Genomic DNA, 23,256 nt, shown 5'->3' on the forward strand with positions numbered 1-23,256 from the left:
TGGTTATAATGCCTTGCGGCAGCAAAGGCGTTTGCATTTACTTGTAACGCTGGATAACGTCTGGCTAGCTCATATTCGATAGGACAATAATCATCATAATCTCTAGGCAATACTAAGCAATAACCACAATCCCCGCTATCTGGTTCCAATTGCTGGCATAAGTAAGCCAACCAATCATCAAAGCGCTTTATACCCTGTGCTTCTCTAAGGTAGAGCCAGGGTAATATCAAACTAAGATAAGAATTCTTGTCATCGTCATCATCACCAGAATCGATATAGCGCATAATGCAGTTGGGGGATTCATACATATTTTTAGCATCACTAATATACCAACCACCGTAATCGTAAATACCTTTATTCAGGATGCTGTTTTCTACCTTGGTGATATTTTCCGGGCTGTATTTTTTCATCCCGTTAAATTCATGGGCATGAAAGCGTAAATGAGTGCCAAACTCCTCTCGAAAACGGCGGAAACACGCCAGTATTTTTTCTCGTTTTTCCAGGGTGTATCCCTGTTTAAAAAATAGCGTAATCGACAGCCCCAACCGGGTCACCACCACATCGTTATTGTCGGTGAAGGTAAATTCAGGCACGCGCTTTTCCAGCAATGTCATATATTCATGGTGAGTCATCATTACTCCAAATTTATTATTGCGCCAAGGCCAGCGTACCGCCACCCACGGCCGCCAGTGCAGTTAGCACCCCTGCCACTGCCGCCCCGCCTGCGGCAATAGCCGCGATGATTGCCGCTACCAGAATGACCAGTGCAGCAGCAATGATGACCGTTACGATAATGGTTACTATGACCTCTGCGGTTTTGATGATTAATTGCACGGTGCCATCACCAATGTCGTGCAATATCTGCACCCAGTCGATCTGTTTTAAATAGTCCAGGGTAATATCCATGCCTGAGAATACGGTTTCCCATAATTCCTGAAGTTGTATAAAGCTCCAACTGAGGACTTCACCGGTTTTATCGCTGACCCACGAGATCATATAACTGGCCTGCTGGGTGATAGGGTCGATCACCTCGTTACACCACCACTCCCCCTTTTCACTGGCCCAGTTCCCGAATTGGTGAAACATCTGCCGCGTGCTCTCTCTGACACAATCCCAGCCATCCTCAGCCAGACTGCCAACCTCGTTACCCCATCTTAGCCAGTCTTCCACCGAGGGCAGATAGTCCCAAGGCGCTGCGCTTAATAACGGCAAATTTTCAGATAACGGCTGCGGGATAGTCCCTGGAGTACCTTCTGGTGGCGCAAGCGGGACAGGGATCGGTTGAGAATTGCCCTCGTCGCCGCCAATGAGTGGCGGTAAAATATACCGTAGCGCACTCGGCCGATCAGCCGTATTATACTGTTTATCATACTGTTTCTGTTTTTCAGAGCGGTTATCGTCAACCCGCATAACCCCAAAACGGGCGTCTGTGGCTATTGAGGTATAATCTATACGTTGTCCATCTGATAAGTCGTCATCTAAAAACTTCATTTCGATCAACATTTTCAGGTTGTCACCGTGGGCCTTACCATCAAAATAGGTGGCTCCGAGGCCCGGCCAGCGTTGACCTGGGTTTTTCACCAGAATAATATCCGGCCGACGTATCCGCTTGACTCTATGCATTATCCAAGCCTCAAGTGCAGGTCTGGCAAACGGATTACTGGAATGGGGTAAATTATCGCCATATTTCTTTTTTGAATCATCACTGGTTGCCAGCATCGGCAATGGCACCGGATCCATAATGGCAAACACCACCTCGGCTTTGTAGGGCCACAAATATTGGGCTTTTCGCTCTTCAATACGGATCAGGCTGCTCATCACCAGCTGGTTTAAGAAACGCAGCAAACCGGCTTTGGTGACAATTTTTCGTGGTAAGCGCAGTGCAATTTCGGCTTTTTGTGCCAAATAGCAGGGATCCGCGTCAGCGGGGAATTTGCCTCGCTCCATGGTGCAGGTAATTGAGGTGACTGTCGGGCATGTGCTGCCAGGATTACTCATTGTCTTACTCCTTGAATTCCATCACACGCTCTACCTGTGCATTGTTACTGGCCTGATAGTATTGCTCTTTAACCGGTTCTGCGGTTTCCGGCATGCCGAGTTGTAGATCGTCTGCTTGCTCGGTACGCACCATCAGGGTTCTGCCCAGCGCATCAGTTTTACCTGAAACAACCTGGCCACTCGTGGCCTTAATGGTGTACAGCGTATCGATCAGCGGAGCCCCAGTGAGCTCGTTAAGTAACGTATAACGGGCCGAATAATTAAATTGAGGAACCGAGGGCATAGCCCCCGTGGCGTGCTCGGCCAACGTGATGCTAACCCCTTCAATACGAATATGGCCCAAGGGATCAATAACAATCCGCCCCCCAGCATTGCCAATCACAATCTGGCCACTGTCTGAGTGGATTGAAATATGTTTACCGACCTTCAACTCATCATTATCCGCCACCTCAAGAACACGGCTTTTCTTCACGACGGTGGTGTGCTGCCCCTCAATGGTTATCGTTTGATCTTTAGCAACAACCAGCGTCTGATACCCGCCAACGGACGCATCATCATCCACTTTTATCTGTGAAATCCGGTTATTATCGACCTCAAGTTTCATGTCCCGCTTGATTGTTGTCGATTGATCCCGCAGTACGTCAGTGTTCATATCCTGCTGCGCATGAATATAAACTTCCTCTTTATCCTTCTCATCCTCAAAACGCAGTTCATTAAACCCATCGCCTTTATGGGTTTTTGAACGGATCGACATCTGGGTTTTTGTTCCCGGTAAGTTACCAGGGGGCAGATTACTGGCGTGGTAGGTTCTTCCGATAATCACCGGCTGATCGGGGTCTCCGTTTAGAAACTCGACAATCACTTCATGGCCGATACGGGGGACCGCCGACATTCCCCAGCCCTTACCGGCCCAGGGATGCGATACCCGTACCCAACAGGAGCTGCTGTCATCTTTTTTACCGGATAAATCCCACAGAAAACGCACCCTGACCCGGCCATATTCATCACAATAGATCTCTTCACCGGGGGGGCCAGTGACAATGGCGATTTGGGGGCCATCGATACAGGGCTTGGGCAGCGAAAGTGGCCGCCAGGTCTGGTTCCGTGGAATAAAGGCAAACTGACCAGCCAATGTCGTCCCCTGTTCACCGGATTCTTCTTCCAGCACTTGCGGCTGTTGCCCGGTATGCGTGATACCGGTGATTTGCCAGCGCGTGTTATGCGTCGCCAACGGATGGTTTATCAGTGTAAAACGCACCCCCGGCTGAAGGGCCGGGCAGTTAGTCGCCCCCTCTCCCTGATGCGCATCGTTACGTAACGCCTGAACCCGCCACTGCGCAAAATGCTTTCCCGGTTGGGTATCTTTATAACGCCCCGGATAATCATAATGACGGTATTTTGCGGATTGGTGCTCCAGATCGCGTGCATAGTCGCTGGACTCCGCGGCCCAATGAGGATTTTTAAAGGTGTAATCTTTTAGCAGCACATCAGAAGGACGCAAACTTTCCCGGCGGCGAAAAGTGGTAACACACCACTCATCTAATTGGGCTTGCTTGTTGGGGTAATAAGGCAGCGTAGGGCCGTCATTCAAGGCCGCGCAATCATCAGCAAATACCAATGTATGTTTACCGTCCAGATGCTCAAAGAAGTAATACAACCCCTCTTCCGCAGCCATACGTTGAATAAAATCCAGATCACTTTCTTGATATTGAACACAAAACTCACGAACGGCGTGCGTGTAACGAAACGCAAAGGCATAGTCATTGATCTGATGTTCTTTCAATAACGTATCCAGAATATCCTGAATATTCTGCTGCTGAAAAATGCGTGAATTTCTGACTAATCCGGCACGCCAAAGCGCCGGGCGTACCGAGAGGCGATAACGAGTACGATGAAAACCGGTATCCCCTTGTTCCATCTCGCTCACGATACCATTGACGATACGCTGTACCGCCGTACCGCGCCAAATGGTCAGTGTGGCGATATTGTCCAGTACGTCACCGAACCCCACATTGGGGTTAGCACTGGCGACCTCAAGATCAAGCGCAAATAAGGTGGAGAATTGTTCATGTAGGGTAAAACTCGCCACGGCGAAAGTTTCAGGGGGCAGGCCACCGACATTCAGCGTAAACCGCAGCCCCGTCGCCTCTTTATCCATATTCAACATCCGTTTTTCCTTAAATTGAAAATGCGACTAAATGGGTAGCGTTACTGCCTGATAAACCTTTAATGTCTATGGGTATTGGAAAGGACATATTATTGTTTTTACTTCCTGGAAGTAAAGGTGGGTTCCGTTAGAATCCTTGTAAAAATAGGGGATTATTCTGAAGTCAGCTTTCCCGTCACTAAATACCCGGTTGTTGCGAAAAATAAGCAACTCAAAAATGCGTTGTTTCTCATTAAGTCTCGTGAGCCAAAAATGGCCCCAAAAATCCCCTATACCATGTTCTGAAACTCGTCATTCAAATGTCTAACCTATTTCCCCTTCTGTTGAGATAACAACCAGATCAACTATGCTGTAAAAACTTTATCGCTTATGATGTAAAAAACTTTACCATTACATATAGTAGGGGAATCAGATGAGAAGACTACCGGTTTACCTGTTGCTTGATACCTCAGGTTCCATGACAGGCGAGCCTATTGAGGCGGTCAAGAATGGGGTTCAAATGCTGTTGTCCACACTAAGACAAGATCCTTATGCCCTTGAAACCGCCTATGTGTCCGTTATTACTTTTGATTCTTCTGCCCGTCAGGCTGTTCCACTAACTGACCTTTTGAATTTCAAATTGCCTGAGCTGGTGGCAAATGGCACCACCGCACTGGGTGACGCACTGGCACTCACCGCAAAATGTATTGGCAATGAAGTTCAAAAAACGACCGCGGATACCAAAGGTGACTGGCGGCCACTGGTCTTTATCATGACGGATGGCTCGCCGACAGATGATTGGCGTAAAGGCCTTAGCGATTTTAAAGCCGCAAGAACGGGCGTTGTGGTTGCCTGTGCGGCAGGACATGCGGTGGAAACCAAGGTCTTACAGGAAATCACTGAAATTGTTCTTCAGTTAGATACCGCTGACTCCAGTTCAATTAAAGCCTTCTTTAAATGGGTATCGGCCAGTATCTCCGTGGGAAGCCAGAAAGTTGAGTCAGGTAAAAAAGAGGTTATCGGCCTTGATGACTTACCACCACCACCACCGGAAGTGAATGTTGTCTTATAACCTTGCCCTATAAAAACATTACCTTATAAAAACATTGATCTATAAAAGCATTACCCTATAAAAACATTGATCTATAAAAACACTACTCTATAAAAATAAATAAGGAAATTCTATGTCGGTCAGTTTGCATAAAGGACAAGGCGTTAGCCTACGTAAAAATGAATATGATCTCTCCTCAGTCACCATCGGTCTTGGCTGGGATATCAACGAAGAGAAAAAGGGTATTCTGGGCAGCCTGTTTGGTAAGAAAGAGGAAGAGTATGACCTTGATGTCATCGCATTCTTGTGTAACGCCCAAGGGAAAGTGACTGACTTAGGTAATATAGAAAATGGCAAACCCAGTCTGGTTAATGGCGATATCATCTTCTTCAATAGCCTTCGCCATAAGTCTGGGCAAATCTGGCTGACCGGCGATAACAGAACGGGCGCTGGGGATGGCGATGATGAGCAAATCATCGTTAAACTGAATACTCTTGATCCTAAATACGAAAAAATTGTATTCATCGTACAGATTTATAATGGCAGCAAACTGCAACAGCATTTTGGCAAGGTACAGAATGCCTTCATCAGAGCCGTAGATGCCAAGAATATTGAAATGGCTCGCTTCAACCTCTCCGGTGGCCCCGCCTTTAATCAACAGTGTTCAATGCTATTTGCTGAACTGGTCCGTGAAAGTACAGGCTGGAAACTGAATGCCATTGGTGAGCCTTCTGATTCTGACACTTTTGTCACTCATCTTAAGAACTATCTATGATATGAGAAGGCTACCCGTTTATTTGCTGATTGATACCTCTGGGTCAATGCGCGGTGAATCCATCCATGCCGTCAATGTCGGTATTCAGGCGATGATGAGCGCACTGCGTCAAGACCCTTACGCGCTTGAAAGCGTTCATATCTCTATCATTACTTACGATAACGAAGCTCGGGAGTATATCCCCTTGACGGCACTGGAGAATTTCCAGTTCACCGATATTACTGTCCCCAGCGCGGGAGGCACATTCACCGGTGCAGCACTTGAATGCCTGATCCATTGTGTTGATCGCGATATTCAACGATCTGATGGCGATCAGAAAGGCGACTGGCGTCCTCTGGTGTTTCTCATGACTGATGGTTCCCCTTCAGATGTCTACGCTTACGGCGAGGCAATCAAGGAGGTTAAAAAGCGGGCGTTTGGTTCAATTATCGCCTGTGCGGTAGGGCCGAAAGCTAAACATGAACACCTCAAGCAACTGACCTCTCAGGTCGTGGCGCTTGAAACGCTGGATTCAACCGCATTTTCTGGTTTCTTCAAGTGGGTTTCAGCAAGCGTCGCCGCAGGAAGCTCAAGTGCGGGTATCAACACCGGTCAGGATAACCTACCGCCACCGCCCCCAGAAATTCAATTGGTACTGTAAGTTAAAGGCAAAGCTCTCATTCACGGCGCTTTGCCTTATTTTTTTGTCTTTTGTCGCATCGGTAGCCAACTGGCACACATTGAAAAAACCTAAGCCTGACGAGGTACCATGAGAAGACTGCCTATTTTCTTTGTTCTGGATTGTTCAGAATCTATGATCGGGGAAAATCTGAAGAAAATGAACGATGGTCTGCAAATGATCATCAATGACCTTAAAAAAGATCCTCACGCGCTTGAGACCGCCTGGATTTCTGTCATTGCCTTTGCCGGGGTCGCTAAAACCATCGTTCCTCTGGTAGAGGTTGTCTCATTTTATCCACCTCGACTGCCCATTGGGGGAGGAACCAGCCTGGGGGCGGCTCTGCAGGAGTTAACCCGCCAGATTGATACTCAGGTCAGAAAAACCACGGAAGAACGTAAAGGCGACTGGAAACCCGTGGTCTATCTGTTGACCGATGGCCGTCCAACGGATGATACCGCCGCCGAGATAACGCGCTGGAAAACGCATTACGCCCGTAAAGTTAACCTGATAGCCATTGGGCTTGGCCTTTCTGCGGATCTGAACATCCTCCGGCAACTGACAGAGAACGTGCTGCTATTCAATGATACCCAAGAGGGCGATTTCACTCAGTTTATTAAGTGGATCACCGCGTCGGTCTCAGCACACAGCCGCAGCGTGGGCGAGGAATCCCCTCCACTGTTGAATCAAACCGACTACATCGTCAAGCTAGCAAAAGATGATGTCGCCAGAGCCTATGATGAAAACTGCGTCACACTGATTGGCCGCTGTAGCAAATCCCGTCGGCCCTATATCATTAAATATGAACGCCCAGCGGTTAACCTTTCCTCACTCAATTTCAAACTCAACATTAACGGATTTAACCTTGCGGGGTGCCTGCCGATTGATGAGGATTATTTTGCCTGGAGTGATGAATCTGCGTCATTGCAGCAGGTGAATACTAGCGAACTGCATGGCACTCCTGGTTGCCCACATTGCGGTAACGGCAGTGCATTTGCCATGTGTAACTGCGGTAAATTGCTCTGCATCAATGGCGCGGATGATGTCATCTGCCCGTGGTGTGATAGAGGGCTGACCTTTAATGTGGATGAGGGCGGATCTGACTTCGATGTTATCCGAGGAAGAGGCTAATGGATATTAACGATAATCTGCATCAAGACGATTTACGCCAAGACGATTTGCACCAAAAGGTATTGAGTTTACTACTGGACGAGGCCGGAGTTGTTCTCCCAGATACTGAGTTAGCGGCACTCAAGCAAGATACCGCGATCCGGTCCCTACTCAATGATCTTCTCACCAAAGTCAGCGCCAAGGCTGACGCTTTTGCCATGCAGGCTATCTCGGTACCGATTGACCATATCAATCTGGCTGACCGTATCGCTCTGGCTGACCGTATCGCTCTGGCTGACAGTGAAGCGGTAACCTGCCCGCCTGAGCGGGTGATTGCTGTCGCCGCGGATATTATTGCAACGGATATTATTGCCACTGAGATTAAGAACTCACAGTTCGTAGGAGAAACGCGCGAGCAACCAACAACGGCAACCGATGATCGCCAGCAGTCAGCCTCTTTGTCGCAAGAGAAAACTCATGAAGCGATTGGGAGCGAGGAAAATATCGTAAAAGAGCCTAACCAGCAGAACGAGCGGCTTCTGTTAGCCGAAACGTTATCCGCTAAAACATTATCCGCTAAAACACTGGAACCGAATCCTCCCGCTGACGTATTACCTCCCGTTGACGTGTTATCTCCCATTGAAATACACCATAAGGTGCCGGTCGAAGAAGAATCATGGCAAGCGATGCTGTTTTCCCCGTTTGAGCAGCATGCCAATGCAGCCTCACCGGCTGCGGGCACCAAACCGCTCAGACCGGGTCAGATTCCCGTGGGTATGCCCAATCCAGCCAACTGCCCCCCTCAATACACTCAGCCGAAAGCAAAAATTAATATCGCCAATGCCCGTGTCGGCACCCCTTTTCATTCTGACGTCGATATCTCACTCGATAACGGGGCCAAAGCTGAAATTCTGGACGTGTCTTTTGCAAAGGACATTGGTCTTATCTTCGATCAAGCGACCTCTTCGCTTTCAGGCACCCCAACGGAAAGTGGCGATATTGAGGTAACGGTGACGTGGTCCTGCCATTCAGCCCCCTACTTTTCAACCAAGGTGCTTTTTATCGTGAACCCGGATCCGCGCAGTTTATGGAAAATCCTTGAGCCTCCCGCTGATGATCGCTATTTCAAAGAGAATGTGGATCACAAGCTGATCAGCGCGCCAGGTGTCAATATTGCGGCGGCTAGCCGCAGAGGGCGCTCACATGAACATGTGGGGTCATTCCGGGATGATGATTTCTTTATCTCCAGTAATCGCGATACCGGCTGGAACATCATGCTAGTGGCTGATGGTGCCGGAAGTGCCAAAAATTCCCGCAAAGGCTCGCAAATTGTCACGGAAACGGTGGGTCACTATCTGTCTGCCCAACTGAGCGGCGATAAAGGGCGCGAATTAAAAGAGCGGATTATAAACTGGGCCCCCGAGAACCAGCGAGTTGTCGGGGAGACCTTTATTCGGCAGTTTCACCACGCCTCAGTCATTGCTATCAACAATATTAAAAATGAATCTTTGATCGCGGAAGAGACCGTAAAGTCATACTCAACCACGCTGTTGGCAACGGTCTCGTTTCGTACCGGTACTGAGCTTTTCGCCGCCGCCTTCTGGATGGGGGACGGGGCCATTGCGGCCTATGGCCCGGTTGGAAAAGTACGCATTCTTGGCACACCAGACAGTGGCGAATATGCGGGTCAAACACGTTTTCTTGATGTCGATGCCGTTGGTGATCCGGAATTCAGTAAAAGGGTCAGTATCGGAAAATGGACGGGTATCTCTCATTTGGTCCTGATGACCGATGGCGTGTCAGACCCCCGGTTTGAAACGGATAATGGTCTGCAAAATCCGCAAAAATGGGATGCGCTGATTGCAGAGATCTCCCCCTGTCTGAGCGATAATCCGCAAGCGGCTGAACAGTTAGCGGAATGGCTAAACTTTTTCTCTCCAGGCAACCATGACGATCGGACAATTGTCGTTTCGTGGTGATCGGACTGAATTTTATTGCTGGTGAGTAATTATGGCGAATATTGTTACCTGTACGACAAAAGATGGCGAAACCATCCAGTACGTTGACGAGATCATCGGCTCAGGCTCAATGAAGGATGTGTACTTCTCTCCCGATAAATCTTATGTCGTGGCCTTTTATAAAAAACCACAGAATGATCAGGCGAAAGAGCGCATCGATATGATCACCGGTCGCTACCGGCAGAATATTTTCGAGCAGTCAGGTGGGGAGTACTGGAAAGATTTATTTTGCTGGCCCACCCGTGTCGTTGAGCACAATGGAAAAATTGGGATTGTGGTTCCCACCTACCAAAATCATTTTTTCTTTAAGTACGGTTCTAAAAATAATGATTTTCTTGGCATAAAAGGGCGAGAGAAAGAAGGCAAATGGTTCGCCAGCGCCAATAATCAGAATAAATTTCTGGATCCACGTGAGCGCGGCAATATTCTGAACTACCTCAAGGTGTGCCTACTGCTGGCGAGAGCCGTCAGGCGGATGCACGCGGCGGGTCTATGTCATAGCGATCTGAGTTACAAAAACGTTCTCATCGATCCAGAGCAGGGGCATGCCTGTATCATTGATGTTGACGGGTTGGTGGTACCGGGTAAATTCCCTCCAGACGTGGTAGGAACGCCTGATTTTATTGCGCCAGAGGTGGTGAAAACCAGCCATCTGCCGAAAGAAGATCCCCAACGAATTTTACCGAACATAACGACTGACCGACATGCGCTCTCGGTGCTTATCTACATGTACCTATTTTACCGTCACCCGCTTCGCGGCGGAAAAATACATGACATGGATGATGAAGTCCGTGATGAGTCACTGGCTATGGGGGAAAGAGCGCTTTTTATCGAGCATCCAACCGATCGCAGTAATGCCGTTAAACTCAACCAAGTAAGGCCGTCCTCTCTTCCTTGGGCGGATCCGCAGAAAGTCCCCTACACCATTATGGGTCCCTATCTGACACAGTTGTTTGAGAAAGCATTCATCGATGGTCTGCATGAACCATCCAAACGCCCGACCGCCGACGAATGGGAAACCGCCTTGGTTAAAACGGTTGACCTCATCCAGCCGTGTCAAAACACCACTTGTGAACAAAAGTGGTATGTCTTCGCAGGGAAAACTAAGCCGGTTTGCCCGTATTGTGGAACCGCTTTCAAGGGAAAACTGCCTATTCTGAATTTGTACTCATCACGAAAAGCGGGCAGTTACCGGCCCGATGATCATCGCCTGATGGTCTGGAATGGTCAGTCACTTTATGCGTGGCACGTTAACAGACTCATTGCGCCGAACGAGCGCACATCCGAAGCGCAAAAAAAACGGGTGGGCTATTTTGTTTTCCATAACGATCAATGGTGGCTAGTCAATGAAGGGATTACTGGGCTGATGTCACTACCCGATAAAAAAACGATCGGCATTGGGGAGAAATTGGCGCTCACTGATGGTGCGCAGTTAGTCCTCTCCACAGAGGAAGGCGGGCGGTTGGTGGTGGTTCAACTTGTCGCTAATTGATCGTTCATCTCGTTTCTAATAAAAAACAAACACCATTTTATTCAATGGCTTGAGTGAAATACAAGCCATTGAATAACACAGTAAGGCTGACATTCGCCACGCGATTACCGTGAAGCGAAGGCCTATTCACATTAGCCGCAGATCCTATGCCGTTCGATGGGAATTTATCACATAATTTTGCGCTAAAAGCCATGGCAACACCCCCCCATAAGTAGAAAGCGTTCTAAAAAATCTTCCCTCCAGTAAGGTTATTTACCACTCAATGTTGCATTTATCATTTGATAATGCGGTTTTATTGCACAATTTTCTTGATGGTGATCAAATTCCTTTAATTAAAAACACATACGTTCTTAAATGTCATTGATTGATCTATATTCATTATGTAGTTTAAAAAAAACATTTAATATTAATTAATTATAAATATAAATTTAAAAACCAGTTAGTTTGTAATTTGTTTTATATATCAGTTAAGTGCAAAAATAACGCTGTCTTTTTACGGTGCAGGTGGCAAATCAACCTACATCCGCTGTAACCACTGCCAGCGAGAAATCATTGCCAATTTATTGCCGGGCGGTGCTGGATAAGCATTCACTACCCTATTACTCAGAAGAAGGACGTCATCATGATTAAAGTGGAAATACTTGCTGACAAACAGTCACTTGGCGTTGCAGCCGCAGAAATGGGTGCAACAATTTTGCGAACGGCACTATCACAACAACCTGAGGTCACCATTATTGTGGCAACAGGTGCCAGCCAGTTTGAAATGTTGGATCATCTCGTGGGTATCCGTGATATCGATTGGTCACGCGTGCGAGTGTTTCATCTAGATGAATATGTCGGTTTGGATCCCAAACATCGTGCCAGTTTCCGCGGTTACTTACAGCAGCGGTTGATCGACCGCCTATCTGTACCATTACTGGAATTTATCGCCGTCAACGGCTCTGCCGGTGATTTACAGGCAGAATTATCCCGGCTGAGCCAATGTATTCGCCAGCATCCGGTTGATCTCTGTTTTGCAGGAATAGGTGAGAACGCACATCTGGCCTTTAACGATCCTCCCGCTGACGTTGAGACAGAGCAACCTTATCTATTGGTCAAACTGGATCAAGGCTGTCGTCAGCAACAACTGGGCGAAGGATGGTTTGATTCAATAGATGAAGTACCACAACAAGCGATTTCGATGAGTATCCGACAAATCATCAAATCGAAAAAAATCATCCTATCTGTGCCAGATACCCGTAAAGCTGACGCGGTACAAGCCGTTCTGGAACAACCGGTAAGCAATATGATCCCAGCGTCAATTCTACAACAACACCCTGATTGTACTATTTTTCTCGATCAGCAATCTGCCGCCAAGCTACAGCCTCACTAAGGAAAGTCACTATGTACATGACTCATGGACTCTGTGATCTGCAGATTAATGGTTTTGCCGGTATCGACTTTAATGATAGCGATAATCTGAACGCGGCATCGTTAGACAGAGCGTTGGAGGCAATGCTGGCTACAGGGGTAACGACCTGTTTACCCACGTTGATTTCTGCGGATATCGATACATTAGCTAAACGTTTTGCCATTTTGGATAACGCGGTGAACAATAGCTTTTTAGGGCGGTTAATGATCCCCGGTTACCATCTTGAAGGGCCGTTTCTCAACCCGGCGGAAGGTTATTGCGGCTGCCATCCTTCACAAGTGATGCGTTCACCGGATGCCGGTTTGATCCTTGAGCTGGAAGCAGGATTATCCCGCCCGATACTGTTGATCACCTATGCGCCTGAACTGGATCTGGACGGGAGCTTTACGCATCAACTCAGCCAGAAAGGGAAGTTACTGTCGATTGGTCACTCTGCCGCACAACTGGCGGACGTACAACGGGTCGCTCAGTTTGGGGCCTGCATGTCGACCCACTTAGGCAATGGCCTGCCACATCAGTTACACAAACTGGATAACCCCATATTTGCTCAACTGTCCAATGATGCGCTAATGGCGGGTTTTATCGCCGATGGTGTGCATATTTCTCCCCATGTCCTGAAAGTCTTGTTACGGGCAAAAGGGATCGAACGCTCGATTCTGGTGACTGATGCGGTGTCTGCTGCGGCTCAAAAATACGCTGGATTCTATGCATTTGCCGGTATGCAAGTAGAACGAACAGAAGATGGCACCGTACGCGTACCCGGTTCTCATTATCTGGCAGGCTCCAGTCTGACGATGGACGCCGCTGTGCGTAATGTCGTGGCTTGGGCAGATGTGAGTTTTGAACAAGCGATTACGATGTCCTCTGACAATCCACGTCGTTTACTGGCCTCAGTATTGGTCTACCACGGTATTAACTTGGCAGAGAGCAAGGTTGTCTGGAACGACAATCTGGCTGTCAGCGAAGTTTCTGTTGGCACACAACAAAGAACCTATACCCCAGCAACATCGGGAGAGACGCCCTGTACTTATCAATAAAGGTGTAGAAATTATGAGCAACCTGGATAGTTTAGCAGTGTCTAGCCCGAAGGGGGTGGACTCACGCACGACCGTTAGTAAAAAATCGGTGCGTAAAGTCATGACAGCCAGTATCGCCGGCACCATCATCGAATGGTATGACTATTCGTTATATGGCGCGGCGGCCAGCTTAGTGATTAATAGATTATTTTTCCCCTCATTATCACCTTCGGCAGCCATATTAGCGGCTTTTGCCACCTTTGCGGTTGGATTTATGGCCCGGCCACTCGGAGGCGTAATTATCTCCCATATCGGGGATAAATATGGCCGTAAGCCTGCTCTTATTCTCTCAATAACGCTGATGGGGGCAGCAACTCTGGCTCTCGGCTTATTACCGACTTATTTTGATATAGGCGTTTGGGCATCAATAATATTAGTGGTATTACGTTTATTACAAGGTTTTGGGGCCGGAGCTGAATTAGCTGGCGCACAAACGTTTGTTGCCGAATATGTTCCACCGAAAGAGCGCGCTTTTTATACGTCGTTGATCAGTGCCTCAACAGGCGTAGCTATTTTGCTGGCAACCGGGGCTTTTTTACTGGTGAGCCAATTACCAGATGAGGCTTTTATTGGCTGGGGCTGGCGTATTCCCTTCCTATTTTCATCCCTGCTGTTTGTTGTTGCTATTTATATCCGTAAAAATCTGGATGAAACACCTGAATATGTTGATGCAATGGCTAAGGCTGAGCATAAAAATAAGAAAGATAAAGTTCCTCTGAGCGCTTTAATAAAGAATAGTCCGAAAGAATTGATATATGCCTTTCTCAGCGTAACCGGGCATCAGGCTAATGGTTATGTGCTCAGTGTATTCAGCCTAAGTTATATGGCGAATACGCTAGGAATGGAAAAAAGTGATGGATTGATCGCCCTGATGTTCGCCGTGACAGCCAATACTATCGCCACCCCCCTCATGGGCAAGCTAGCAGATCGCCTTGGTCCGGTACGTGTGTTCTCATTTGGCGCTATCTTCCTATTCCTCTTTGCCTTCCCACTGTTCTGGATGCTAGATACCCGTAATCTCTTTATCGCGACATTAGGCATGAGTATTGCCTATGCCATAGGACACGGGGCGACATCGGGTGCTCAAGGGGCCTTTATGGCGAACTTATTCCCCACGGAGTACCGCTTCTCAGGTATGGCGCTATCACGGGAATTGAACAGCATGCTTGTGGCTGGGCCGACACCATTTATTGCCGCGGCGCTGGTAACACTGGGTGGAGGAGAGCCGACTTATGTGGTGTTTTACTTGATGGTTTGCTGCATGATCACGCTATTTGCTGTCCAGAAAGCCAAAAAACTGACGATACATCGTTAACCTATCCCCCTTATGCCAGTTCTGGCTGATATAGGGGGGCACTATAGCTTTTTTCGTTGATTAGCGCAGTCTTGCCTGAAAAGTGCAATGGCCTGATAAAGTTACAGTATAATCGCCACTTTAGATCAATCATCAGCAATCTGGCTCAACATGGGTTGACTGTAACGCTAGGGTGTAGCCGCTTATATGTTTATCGATATTCCTTTTTCTTCTTTATTCTCATCCAGTTGGATGGAGAGTAACGACAAAATGCGTATTTTTACAGCGGTCCTAAATGGTCAGGCTTCTTCCCGCCGAGATCTGGCTCAGTTACTGTCAATCCGTTCTACCAGTGTTTCCGTGCTGGTCGGTGAGCTACTGGAGCTACGCCTGCTCACCGAAACCAGTGCCTCGCACAGTGGTCGAGGGCGGCCATTGCTGACACTGGTTGCCAACCCCCACCGTCTGGCGGCATTGGTGTGCCAGGTTTCCAGTCAATCTCTGCATGTGATAAATATCAATCTGGCCGGACAAGTATTGTGCCATGAACAGATCCAGGCTCCCGGTGATTGTGATAATCAAAAGTTAGCCGAACTACTCAATCAACTGGTGGAACGGGTCATTCAGCGTACCCCCCAAACGACAGAAATTGTTGGCGTCTGCTTCTCGTTACCCGGTCTGGTGGATATCCATGAGGTAAAATGGGTCTTTGCCGCGCGTTGGCCCCGCATGAAAAACATGAAGTTAGCCAATTTATTCCCTCAACTGGATTGTCCGGTATTTATCTCTCGCACGATGGATGCAGAACTGTATGCCCGTTTTGCACATAGCCAAGACAGCACCCTACTGCTGCACTGGGGTTATGGAGTTGGTACAGCATTTATCTCAGCCGGGCGCTTGGCTTCCGGTGGTAGCAGTTTCGGTGAAATAGGCCACTGGCATTTACCCGATCATCACGCTTCTTGCTACTGTGGCCGGCAGGGATGTCTGGAAACCATATCGGCACTCTGGGCATTAGGGCCTCTGTTATTGGGGGACAATTTCAGCGTGGGTGATGATGAAGATAGGGTCGCTAGCCGATTACAACAGATTGATCTATTAGCCATACCCGAAATACAAACAGCGTTAAAACATCTGACGGTCTCACTGGCTAATCTATGCCGAATTTTCTTCCCTTCTCGGGTGGTCGTTTCTGGCCCGTTTACCGCGAACAGTGCACTTTGGGCGGCATTCTGTGAGCTTCTGGCGCAAGAAAACCACTTTGTCGATCTGCCTCACCCTGAACTATTAGCAGATCGTCGTAGCCGAGAGTTCGAAACTCTGGGAGCTGCCAGTCCCGCATTAGAAAAAGCCTTCATGCGTTTATTCTGTGTATAAAAAACATCCAACCCATGGTTATAGACTGCTGACAAAACCCGATGACACGATCTTAAACGGTGAGCAGCAGGGGAGTAAAAATTAACCAGCCCCCCCAGAAAACCCCGTCATTGTTCTGATCTGGCCTAGTATTGTTCTGATCTGGTCTAGCATTGTTCTGATCTGGTCTAATAAAGTCGGCCCCCATAATATTAAGTGCGGTTACTCATGTCATAGTAAGGTTATTTTTACATCCAACGTACCGTAAATATTCCACTGGGTAATCAGTCAGGTAATATAAATGTAATTTATATATCCAGCTGTCGGATTATACTTACTATAGTTATCGGTAATATAGTTCAGATAATTCAGGAGTATCAATAATGCTTAATATCGATCAAAAATACCTAACGAACCTCGATGAAAGCGCGTTAAAAAAGCAACGGATCTTTATGCGGGTTGTTGCTGTTTTACTGCTGCTTGGCGGAATTTTCTGTCTTATTAACCCGTTAGCTTCAGGTGCAGCGCTCAGTATGGTCATTGGAATTCTGCTGCTACTCAGTGGTATTGCGATGATAGTCGGCATGATTACCAACCGCTCAGATAATTTTTGGCCAATGGTGGCCGGTATTTTGCTAGGTGTGGCATATATCGTGATGGGTTATGTATTCATTACCAATCCTGCGATAGGAATGATCAGTCTGGCCGTGGTACTTGCGGTACTCTTTGCTTTTGGTGGGGTGCTCCGGTTGATCAACGGCTTTAAGGATCTGAAAAGACCGGGAGCATGGCTACAAGTTTTACTTGGGGTGCTGGATCTGGTGATCACCTACCTTTTGATCAGCGCCGGGCCATTGATGTCAATCACCATGGTTACCACACTCGTGGGGATTGAAATGCTGTTCAGTTCGTTCAGTTGCTTTATGGTCGCTAGTCTATTTAAACGTAGCTAATCACTTTCCCGGCGGTATCGTACTTGCGATACCGCCACGCTCAATCAATGTCATATTCATGACGGCTATCACAATCAGCACACTACGATTTCCCAACTGGCACACCACCGTCTAAATTTGAATAAAAAATCTCATCCGACCACTTGCTGAATCCAGTTAGGGCGGCGGAGATATAACAATAACGGTTGGTTGTATGCCTGATGGAGACTGCAATGGTAGCTTACCCTCACCTGTTCACCCCGCTTGACCTTGGCTTTACCACACTGAAAAATCGTATCTTAATGGGTTCTATGCATACTGGCTTGGAGGAGTTACCCGATGGCCCGCAACGTCTGGCGGCATTTTATGCCGAACGCGCAGCAGGCGGTGTCGGCCTGATTGTGACTGGCGGTATTGCCCCCAATATGAAAGGTGTGGTGTATCAGGGCGCATCAGTACTGAATGACGCCGCGCAAATCCCCCATCACCAAGTCGTGACAGAGGCGGTTCATCAAGCTGGGGGGAAAATCGCGCTACAAATTCTCCATGCGGGCCGTTACAGCTACCAGAAACACCCGGTGGCCCCTTCTGCGTTACAAGCCCCTATCAGCCCTTTTGTGCCACAGGCGTTGAGCCATGAAGAGATCCTACAAACTATTGCTGATTTCGCCCACTGTGCGCAGTTAGCCAGGCAAGCCGGTTACGACGGTGTCGAAATCATGGGTTCCGAAGGTTATCTGATTAACCAGTTTCTCACCGCCCGAACTAATCAGCGCAGTGATGAATGGGGCGGTGATTTTGCGCACCGAATGCGTTTTGCAGTGGAAATCGTGCGCGCCGTCCGTCAGGCCACGGGACACGACTTTATTCTAATTTACCGTTTATCAATGCTCGATCTGGTGGAGGAAGGCTCCAACTGGGCAGAAATCGAGCAACTGGCGCAGGCGGTTGAACAAGCAGGGGCAACAGTGATCAATACCGGTATCGGCTGGCATGAGGCACGTATACCCACCATTGCCACGATGGTGCCACGGGCCGGATTCAGTTGGGTGACCCGCAAGTTGATGGGGAAAGTGAATATCCCACTGATCACCACTAACCGGATTAATGACCCCACCGTCGCAGAGCAAGTGCTGGCCGATGGCTGTGCAGATATGGTGTCAATGGCCCGGCCATTCCTGGCTGATGCGGCTTTTGTACAAAAAGCCGCACAGGGCCGAGCGGATGAGATTAACACCTGTATTGGTTGTAATCAGGCCTGTTTGGACCAGATTTTTGACGGCAAACTCACCTCATGCTTGGTCAATCCCCGCGCTTGCCGTGAAACCGAAATGCCCGAGTTACCCACAGACGCACCAAAGCGGTTAGCGGTGGTTGGTGCCGGGCCTGCGGGGCTGGCTTTTGCGGTAACCGCTGCCCGTCGCGGTCATCAGGTGACATTATTTGATGCTGCCGCAGATATCGGCGGCCAATTTAATATTGCCAAACAGATCCCCGGCAAAGAGGAGTTTTACGAAACCCTACGCTATTTCCGTCGTCAATTAGTGCTGAATGGCGTAATCCTACAATTGAATACCCCGGTGCAGGTAAAGCAGTTGGCTGAGTTTGATGAAGTGATCCTCGCCTGTGGTATTCAACCACGCTTACCCTGTATCAAAGGGATTGAACACCCAAAAGTACTCACCTATCTGGATGTCTTACGCGATAAAAAACCGGTTGGTCAGCGCGTGGCAATTATTGGCGCTGGTGGAATTGGTTTTGATACTGCGGAATATCTCAGCCAGTCCGGTGATAGTCCCAGTCTCGATAGCGCAGCCTTCAGTACCGAATGGGGTATTGATCAAGATTTAGCCCATCGGGGGGGGCTATCACCAGTAGGGGCTAAAGTCCCCCCATCTCCACGGCAGATTTTCCTATTACAACGTAAAGCCAGCAAAGTCGGCGAAGGTCTGGGTAAAACCACTGGTTGGATCCACCGCACCAGCTTGGCAATGCGCGGCGTAAAGATGCTTAACAGTGTCAATTACGAGGCTATTGATGATGAAGGGTTACATATCACTCGTGCGGAGCAGGCCAGTTGTCTGCCTGTCGATACCATTATTATTTGTGCCGGGCAGGAGCCACGACGGGAACTTCATCAGCCCTTACTGGATATGGGTAAAACAGTCTATTTGATTGGTGGCGCGGATAAGGCTGTTGAGCTGGATGCCCGCCGCGCCATTGATCAGGGCACCCGGCTGGCGCTAGCCATTTAGCCAAGAGAAAAATGGAATGGAACGACAAGCAAGGTAGAGAGCCGTAACAAGGTAGATAGTAGCAACAAGGTAGATAGTAGCAACAAGGTAGATAGTAACAACAAGGTAGATAGTAGCAACAAGGCCGAGAATAGCAATAAGACCGAGAATAGCAATAAGACCGAGAATAACCACAGGGTGCGGCGAAAACCCCACCCTGTGAAACACCGGTTAGAAATCGCTATATGACATATCGAGGCTACCGGAACCACCGCCTTCAGAGCGAGAGGAGACCTGCTTAACTGATTTCAGCACCATAAATTTCTGATTTGAATCCAGTGTTTCGCAGTTGCCAAACAACCGTTTGAGCTTATGGAAGTAATCCAGATGGCGGTTACCCACGATCATCAACTCGCCACCCGCTTTCAGACAACGCTTGGCATCACAGAACATCTGCCAGGCGACATGGTCACTGACCGCATGTTGTTGGTGGAACGGTGGGTTGCATAACACCAATTGCAGACTTTCACGCGCCACTCCTGCCAAGCCATGGCTCACCATAAATTCACAGCGCGACAAGTCTTGTGGGCGGTTAACGGTGATGTTCAATTCACTGGATGCCACCGCCATATAGGATTCATCAACAAACAGCATTTCAGCTAGCGGGTTTTGCTCCAGTGCGATTAACCCGACGACACCATTCCCACAGCCTAAATCCGCAATTTTACCAGTGACATCATAAGGCAAGATTTCCATAAAGAAACGCGCGCCAATATCCAGATTATTACGAGAGAAAACGTTAGCGTGGTTATGGATAATATAGTCAGTGTTAGGCAGTGGCCAATCGATGGTTTCCGACGCGTCAGCCAATGGAATATCAGCAACCTCACAGTGAATCAGCCGCGCTTTTTTCCAGGCCAGCGTCGTTTTGGTTGGCCCCAAGATCTTTTCAAACAATTGCAACGTGGAGTTGTGCACATCGCGGGATTTTGCACCGGCAATGATCACCGTATCTGGTGCCACGACGCGACGCAAAGCACGTAATTGATGTTCTAGCAGTGCTAAGGCTTTCGGGATCTTAATGACCACCAGCTTAGGCGCATCGGGTAAGTCATCGACGCTGCTCAGTAATGTTACTGCATCTTCATCTAAATGGTTTAAACGCAAATTATGCGCCGTCGCCAACTGACTCATATAAGAGTCGCTGGAACTGAACGGGCGAAAAGCGTGTAAAGCACAGGCCAGCGTACCAAACTGATCGTTAAACACCAGCACCGGGCGACCATCAATTTGGCTTAAATCAATGTGTTGTAACAGATATTCATCTGCCGCTTCCCACGCCTGAAGGGTATTGGAATTTTCTTGTGGCGGAAAACGCTCAAGCTCAAGGCTTTGCGTTCCCAGATCGAGTTGGCTCATCACCGCTCCTGAATAATAAATTTGGGCTGTTTATCCCCTAAAATGGGCGATCAGTAAAATGTTTTTTTGCTTTAATGCGTTTTAAACGCGCGTGTGGCAAGCGCCACCCCACACCGCACGTGCTGATTTTACTCTTTTAGTCTCAGAATATCCTACTATACCCAAGTTACTTCGAGGAGCAGGTAGGCGGCAACCGAGTAACTGGGGTGAGCAAGGGCAGCTAGCCCCCCTGTATCTTGAAGGACGACGGGTACATCCCCATCATACTGCAAGTAGTATGTGTGTTGGCTCCCCCCTGTAACTCACATTATTGGGGAAGTTTCCATAATAAAATACAAATAAAAAATAGGATAAAAATAAACATACTAATTATTTATATTAAAAAATAGTTCACATCAATAAAAATAAAAAATTATAAGATTTAATGAAACTTATAATACAATCTGTTTCGGCAAAAACTGCCGTAATAAAACATCACAGCCATCAATTAATAAACTCAAATCCAAAAACCATAACAATACGTTATTTGTTAATTTGGACACATACACGGATTAGTAAACTTTCAATCATGAAAAACTCAAATAAATCACAAAAAAACATATCAAAAAACCTTAAAAACCACAAAGAGACCGATTTTTTAAGTAAAAACAAAAGCCCTATCGCTACATTTATCGCTGCTACTCTCTTTATATTCAGCAGTTCGTCAGTTATAGCAGCACCAGCCCATGAAGGTATCGTTGTGGGGAAATCAACCCTCAATAAAAAGCAGAATGTGGTAAATGCCATAATAAATGAGGGTAACAGTTTAACACTCACTGACAGTGCCAGCGCAGAGCACACGGCCGTTAATACTGGCAGTATTTTTACATTAAAAGATGAAAGCACAGCCAATATAACCTCAGTTGTGGATGGTTTTTTTACGCTATCTGATCGCAGTAAAGCCAATATAAATACGATTCTTTCTGGAGGAAGACTAGAGCTAAATGACGATGCAAGCGCTACCGAGACAACGATCAGCTCAGATATCGAAAAAAAAAGCATTATGCGGTTATACCAAAATGCGAGCACCAAAAATACCACTGTAAGCGCTAATGGTATTCTCCGTGTTTCGGGCGATAGCCGTGCAGAAGAGACTCATGTAACCAAAGGAGGAGAACTGATTGTTTACAGTGAGTCGCAGGGTCCGACACTGAAAAACACTCAAATCGCGGGAACATTAACCTTAGATAGCGATGTCACACTGGAAGGTAAAACTGAATTTGTCTCTACCGCAACCGTAGAAACTACTGGTCATTTAATTGATAACCATGGTCAACTTATTTTCAACAGTGATAATGATATTGTTATTCAAGCCATTATAGACGGCCAGGGTTCATTAACTAAAGAAAACCCATTAACCACATTAACCTTATCTGGCTCGGGTGACTCTTGGGTCGCCAATTATGTCTATTCCGGCGAGACAACTATCAATGCAGGTAAACTAAAACTGTCCAACACTAATTTCTTTGGCAGCCCAATTAATGGCCAGCCAGATACACGTCTCATTTTAGAAAAAAGTATACTCAACACCACCGTACAGGGCAGTAGTGTCGTTATTGGTGAACATAGCATATGGAATATGCTAGGCGATTCTAACATCCATCATTTAGATATATTGGAATCAGGGAAACATGATTTAAATAATAATGGAAAAATAGGTAATCAATTAATCATTGATGGGAATTATTTCAGTAATAACGGCACCTTGATTTTTCATAGCCAGTTAGCGGGGGACGATTCCGTCACTGACCATGTGCTGATTAAAGGGAATACGGGGGGTCATACCCACGTCAAAGTCATTAATGTAAACGGTGAAGGGAATAAAACAGATTCAGGTATCCAATTGATCGAGGTGAGAGGGATATCAGATGGGGAGTTCAGTCAGGTTGGTCGTATTACAGCGGGTGCTTATGAATACCGTTTAGGCCGTGGTAAGGACGAACTCAGCAAAAACTGGTATTTGAGCAGTGACATTACCGATTACTCGTCAGACAGTGTTCCCGAAACGGAACTTCCAGAGATGTTGGCCCTAAAATCAGACAAGGCCGCAGCCCTTTCAGCCAAATTAGCTGGCTACGCGTTGCAAGCCGTTGGCGGCGCAGTTGACTCCTTCACTCAACCCGGGACTAACGCCCCAACTAATACACCTGAATTAACCGTTCCAGACCCAAAGCGCGCCAAGGCCACAGCCCTTTCAGCCAAATTAGCTGATTACGCGTTGCAAGCCGTTGGCGGCGCAGTTGACTC

Annotated in this window: 18 protein-coding genes; 13 read left to right on the top strand and 5 right to left on the bottom strand. The window is 47.6% G+C overall.

Features of this window, described 5'->3' with window-relative positions; all coding sequences use genetic code 11:
* The 3 genes from AC971_RS22315 to AC971_RS20130 all read right to left on the bottom strand — a co-directional run.
* Positions 1–632 (bottom strand): type VI immunity family protein (locus AC971_RS22315; RefSeq protein WP_156170254.1); only part of this gene is annotated, 632 nt, incomplete at its 3' end.
* A gap of 16 nt (positions 633–648) precedes the next feature.
* Complete coding sequence (locus tag AC971_RS20125) at positions 649–1,998, bottom strand: VRR-NUC domain-containing protein (protein WP_025381541.1); 1,350 nt, start codon at positions 1,996–1,998, stop codon at positions 649–651.
* A 4-nt stretch (positions 1,999–2,002) separates the two neighbouring features.
* Positions 2,003–4,165 (bottom strand): type VI secretion system Vgr family protein, encoded by a 2,163-nt coding sequence (locus tag AC971_RS20130; protein WP_038402024.1) that lies wholly within the window; start codon positions 4,163–4,165, stop codon positions 2,003–2,005.
* A 412-nt stretch (positions 4,166–4,577) separates the two neighbouring features.
* Here AC971_RS20130 and AC971_RS20135 point away from each other — a divergent pair, with 412 nt between their 5' ends.
* From AC971_RS20135 to AC971_RS20160, 6 genes are all read left to right on the top strand, one after another.
* Positions 4,578–5,216, top strand: a complete 639-nt coding sequence (locus AC971_RS20135; protein WP_025381542.1) for a vWA domain-containing protein — start codon at positions 4,578–4,580, stop codon at positions 5,214–5,216.
* Positions 5,217–5,328: 112 nt separating this feature from the next.
* Positions 5,329–5,970 (top strand): TerD family protein, encoded by a 642-nt coding sequence (locus tag AC971_RS20140; RefSeq protein ID WP_025381543.1) that lies wholly within the window; start codon positions 5,329–5,331, stop codon positions 5,968–5,970.
* A gap of 1 nt (position 5,971) precedes the next feature.
* Positions 5,972–6,610: a vWA domain-containing protein gene (locus tag AC971_RS20145; RefSeq protein WP_025381544.1), complete on the top strand. Its 639-nt coding sequence runs from the start codon at positions 5,972–5,974 to the stop codon at positions 6,608–6,610.
* Between the two features lie 108 nt (positions 6,611–6,718).
* Positions 6,719–7,759, top strand: a complete 1,041-nt coding sequence (locus tag AC971_RS20150) for a TerY-C metal binding domain-containing protein (RefSeq protein WP_025381545.1) — start codon at positions 6,719–6,721, stop codon at positions 7,757–7,759.
* Positions 7,759–9,717, top strand: a complete 1,959-nt coding sequence (locus tag AC971_RS25370) for a PP2C family serine/threonine-protein phosphatase (protein ID WP_025381546.1) — start codon at positions 7,759–7,761, stop codon at positions 9,715–9,717. Before AC971_RS20150 ends, AC971_RS25370 begins: the two co-directional genes overlap by 1 nt.
* 31 nt (positions 9,718–9,748) lie before the next feature.
* The gene (locus AC971_RS20160) at positions 9,749–11,248 is read left to right on the top strand and encodes a helix-hairpin-helix domain-containing protein (RefSeq protein ID WP_025381547.1); all 1,500 of its coding nucleotides are present in this window, start codon (positions 9,749–9,751) and stop codon (positions 11,246–11,248) included.
* A 37-nt stretch (positions 11,249–11,285) separates the two neighbouring features.
* Here the strand turns inward: AC971_RS20160 and AC971_RS22320 are convergent, their stop codons facing one another.
* Positions 11,286–11,441 (bottom strand): hypothetical protein, encoded by a 156-nt coding sequence (locus AC971_RS22320; RefSeq protein ID WP_156170257.1) that lies wholly within the window; start codon positions 11,439–11,441, stop codon positions 11,286–11,288.
* Between the two features lie 429 nt (positions 11,442–11,870).
* On the opposite strand from AC971_RS22320, the gene AC971_RS20165 reads away from it, so the two are divergent.
* The 6 genes from AC971_RS20165 (at position 11,871) to AC971_RS20190 (ending at position 19,572) form a co-directional block, all read left to right on the top strand.
* Entirely contained in the window at positions 11,871–12,620 is a 750-nt protein-coding gene (locus AC971_RS20165; protein WP_174407865.1) for a glucosamine-6-phosphate deaminase, read from the top strand.
* A gap of 11 nt (positions 12,621–12,631) precedes the next feature.
* Positions 12,632–13,696: an N-acetylglucosamine-6-phosphate deacetylase gene (locus tag AC971_RS20170; protein WP_038402025.1), complete on the top strand. Its 1,065-nt coding sequence runs from the start codon at positions 12,632–12,634 to the stop codon at positions 13,694–13,696.
* A 13-nt stretch (positions 13,697–13,709) separates the two neighbouring features.
* The gene (locus AC971_RS20175) at positions 13,710–15,050 is read left to right on the top strand and encodes an MFS transporter (RefSeq protein WP_025381550.1); all 1,341 of its coding nucleotides are present in this window, start codon (positions 13,710–13,712) and stop codon (positions 15,048–15,050) included.
* A 186-nt stretch (positions 15,051–15,236) separates the two neighbouring features.
* The gene (locus AC971_RS20180; protein ID WP_080984330.1) at positions 15,237–16,406 is read left to right on the top strand and encodes an ROK family protein; all 1,170 of its coding nucleotides are present in this window, start codon (positions 15,237–15,239) and stop codon (positions 16,404–16,406) included.
* Positions 16,407–16,768: 362 nt separating this feature from the next.
* On the top strand, positions 16,769–17,338 hold the full coding sequence (locus AC971_RS20185) for an HdeD family acid-resistance protein (protein WP_025381552.1): 570 nt from the start codon (positions 16,769–16,771) through the stop codon (positions 17,336–17,338).
* Positions 17,339–17,550: 212 nt separating this feature from the next.
* Complete coding sequence (locus AC971_RS20190) at positions 17,551–19,572, top strand: oxidoreductase (RefSeq protein ID WP_025381553.1); 2,022 nt, start codon at positions 17,551–17,553, stop codon at positions 19,570–19,572.
* Between the two features lie 210 nt (positions 19,573–19,782).
* Here AC971_RS20190 and rlmG read toward each other — a convergent pair whose 3' ends face one another.
* Positions 19,783–20,970 carry a 23S rRNA (guanine(1835)-N(2))-methyltransferase RlmG gene (gene rlmG, locus AC971_RS20195; protein WP_025381555.1) on the bottom strand — a complete coding sequence of 396 codons (1,188 nt, stop codon included), beginning with the start codon at positions 20,968–20,970 and terminating at the stop codon, positions 19,783–19,785.
* A gap of 568 nt (positions 20,971–21,538) precedes the next feature.
* Here rlmG and AC971_RS20120 point away from each other — a divergent pair.
* A partial coding sequence (locus AC971_RS20120) for an autotransporter outer membrane beta-barrel domain-containing protein (RefSeq protein ID WP_156170260.1) occupies positions 21,539–23,256 on the top strand: 1,718 nt, incomplete at its 3' end.

The organism is Yersinia similis, from assembly GCF_001053095.1.
GTDB lineage: Bacteria > Pseudomonadota > Gammaproteobacteria > Enterobacterales > Enterobacteriaceae > Yersinia > Yersinia similis.

Coding starts and splice junctions, on each gene's coding strand:
- AC971_RS20185 (WP_025381552.1), top strand. CDS start 16,769: ATGCTTAATATCGATCAAAAATACCTAACGAACCTCGATGAAAGCGCG.
- AC971_RS20170 (WP_038402025.1), top strand. CDS start 12,632: ATGTACATGACTCATGGACTCTGTGATCTGCAGATTAATGGTTTTGCC.
- AC971_RS20140 (WP_025381543.1), top strand. CDS start 5,329: ATGTCGGTCAGTTTGCATAAAGGACAAGGCGTTAGCCTACGTAAAAAT.
- AC971_RS20130 (WP_038402024.1), bottom strand. CDS start 4,165: ATGTTGAATATGGATAAAGAGGCGACGGGGCTGCGGTTTACGCTGAAT.
- AC971_RS20135 (WP_025381542.1), top strand. CDS start 4,578: ATGAGAAGACTACCGGTTTACCTGTTGCTTGATACCTCAGGTTCCATG.
- AC971_RS20150 (WP_025381545.1), top strand. CDS start 6,719: ATGAGAAGACTGCCTATTTTCTTTGTTCTGGATTGTTCAGAATCTATG.
- AC971_RS20175 (WP_025381550.1), top strand. CDS start 13,710: ATGAGCAACCTGGATAGTTTAGCAGTGTCTAGCCCGAAGGGGGTGGAC.
- AC971_RS20125 (WP_025381541.1), bottom strand. CDS start 1,998: ATGAGTAATCCTGGCAGCACATGCCCGACAGTCACCTCAATTACCTGC.
- AC971_RS20165 (WP_174407865.1), top strand. CDS start 11,871: ATGATTAAAGTGGAAATACTTGCTGACAAACAGTCACTTGGCGTTGCA.
- rlmG (WP_025381555.1), bottom strand. CDS start 20,970: ATGAGCCAACTCGATCTGGGAACGCAAAGCCTTGAGCTTGAGCGTTTT.
- AC971_RS22320 (WP_156170257.1), bottom strand. CDS start 11,441: ATGGCTTTTAGCGCAAAATTATGTGATAAATTCCCATCGAACGGCATA.
- AC971_RS20160 (WP_025381547.1), top strand. CDS start 9,749: ATGGCGAATATTGTTACCTGTACGACAAAAGATGGCGAAACCATCCAG.
- AC971_RS20145 (WP_025381544.1), top strand. CDS start 5,972: ATGAGAAGGCTACCCGTTTATTTGCTGATTGATACCTCTGGGTCAATG.
- AC971_RS25370 (WP_025381546.1), top strand. CDS start 7,759: ATGGATATTAACGATAATCTGCATCAAGACGATTTACGCCAAGACGAT.
- AC971_RS20190 (WP_025381553.1), top strand. CDS start 17,551: ATGGTAGCTTACCCTCACCTGTTCACCCCGCTTGACCTTGGCTTTACC.
- AC971_RS20180 (WP_080984330.1), top strand. CDS start 15,237: ATGTTTATCGATATTCCTTTTTCTTCTTTATTCTCATCCAGTTGGATG.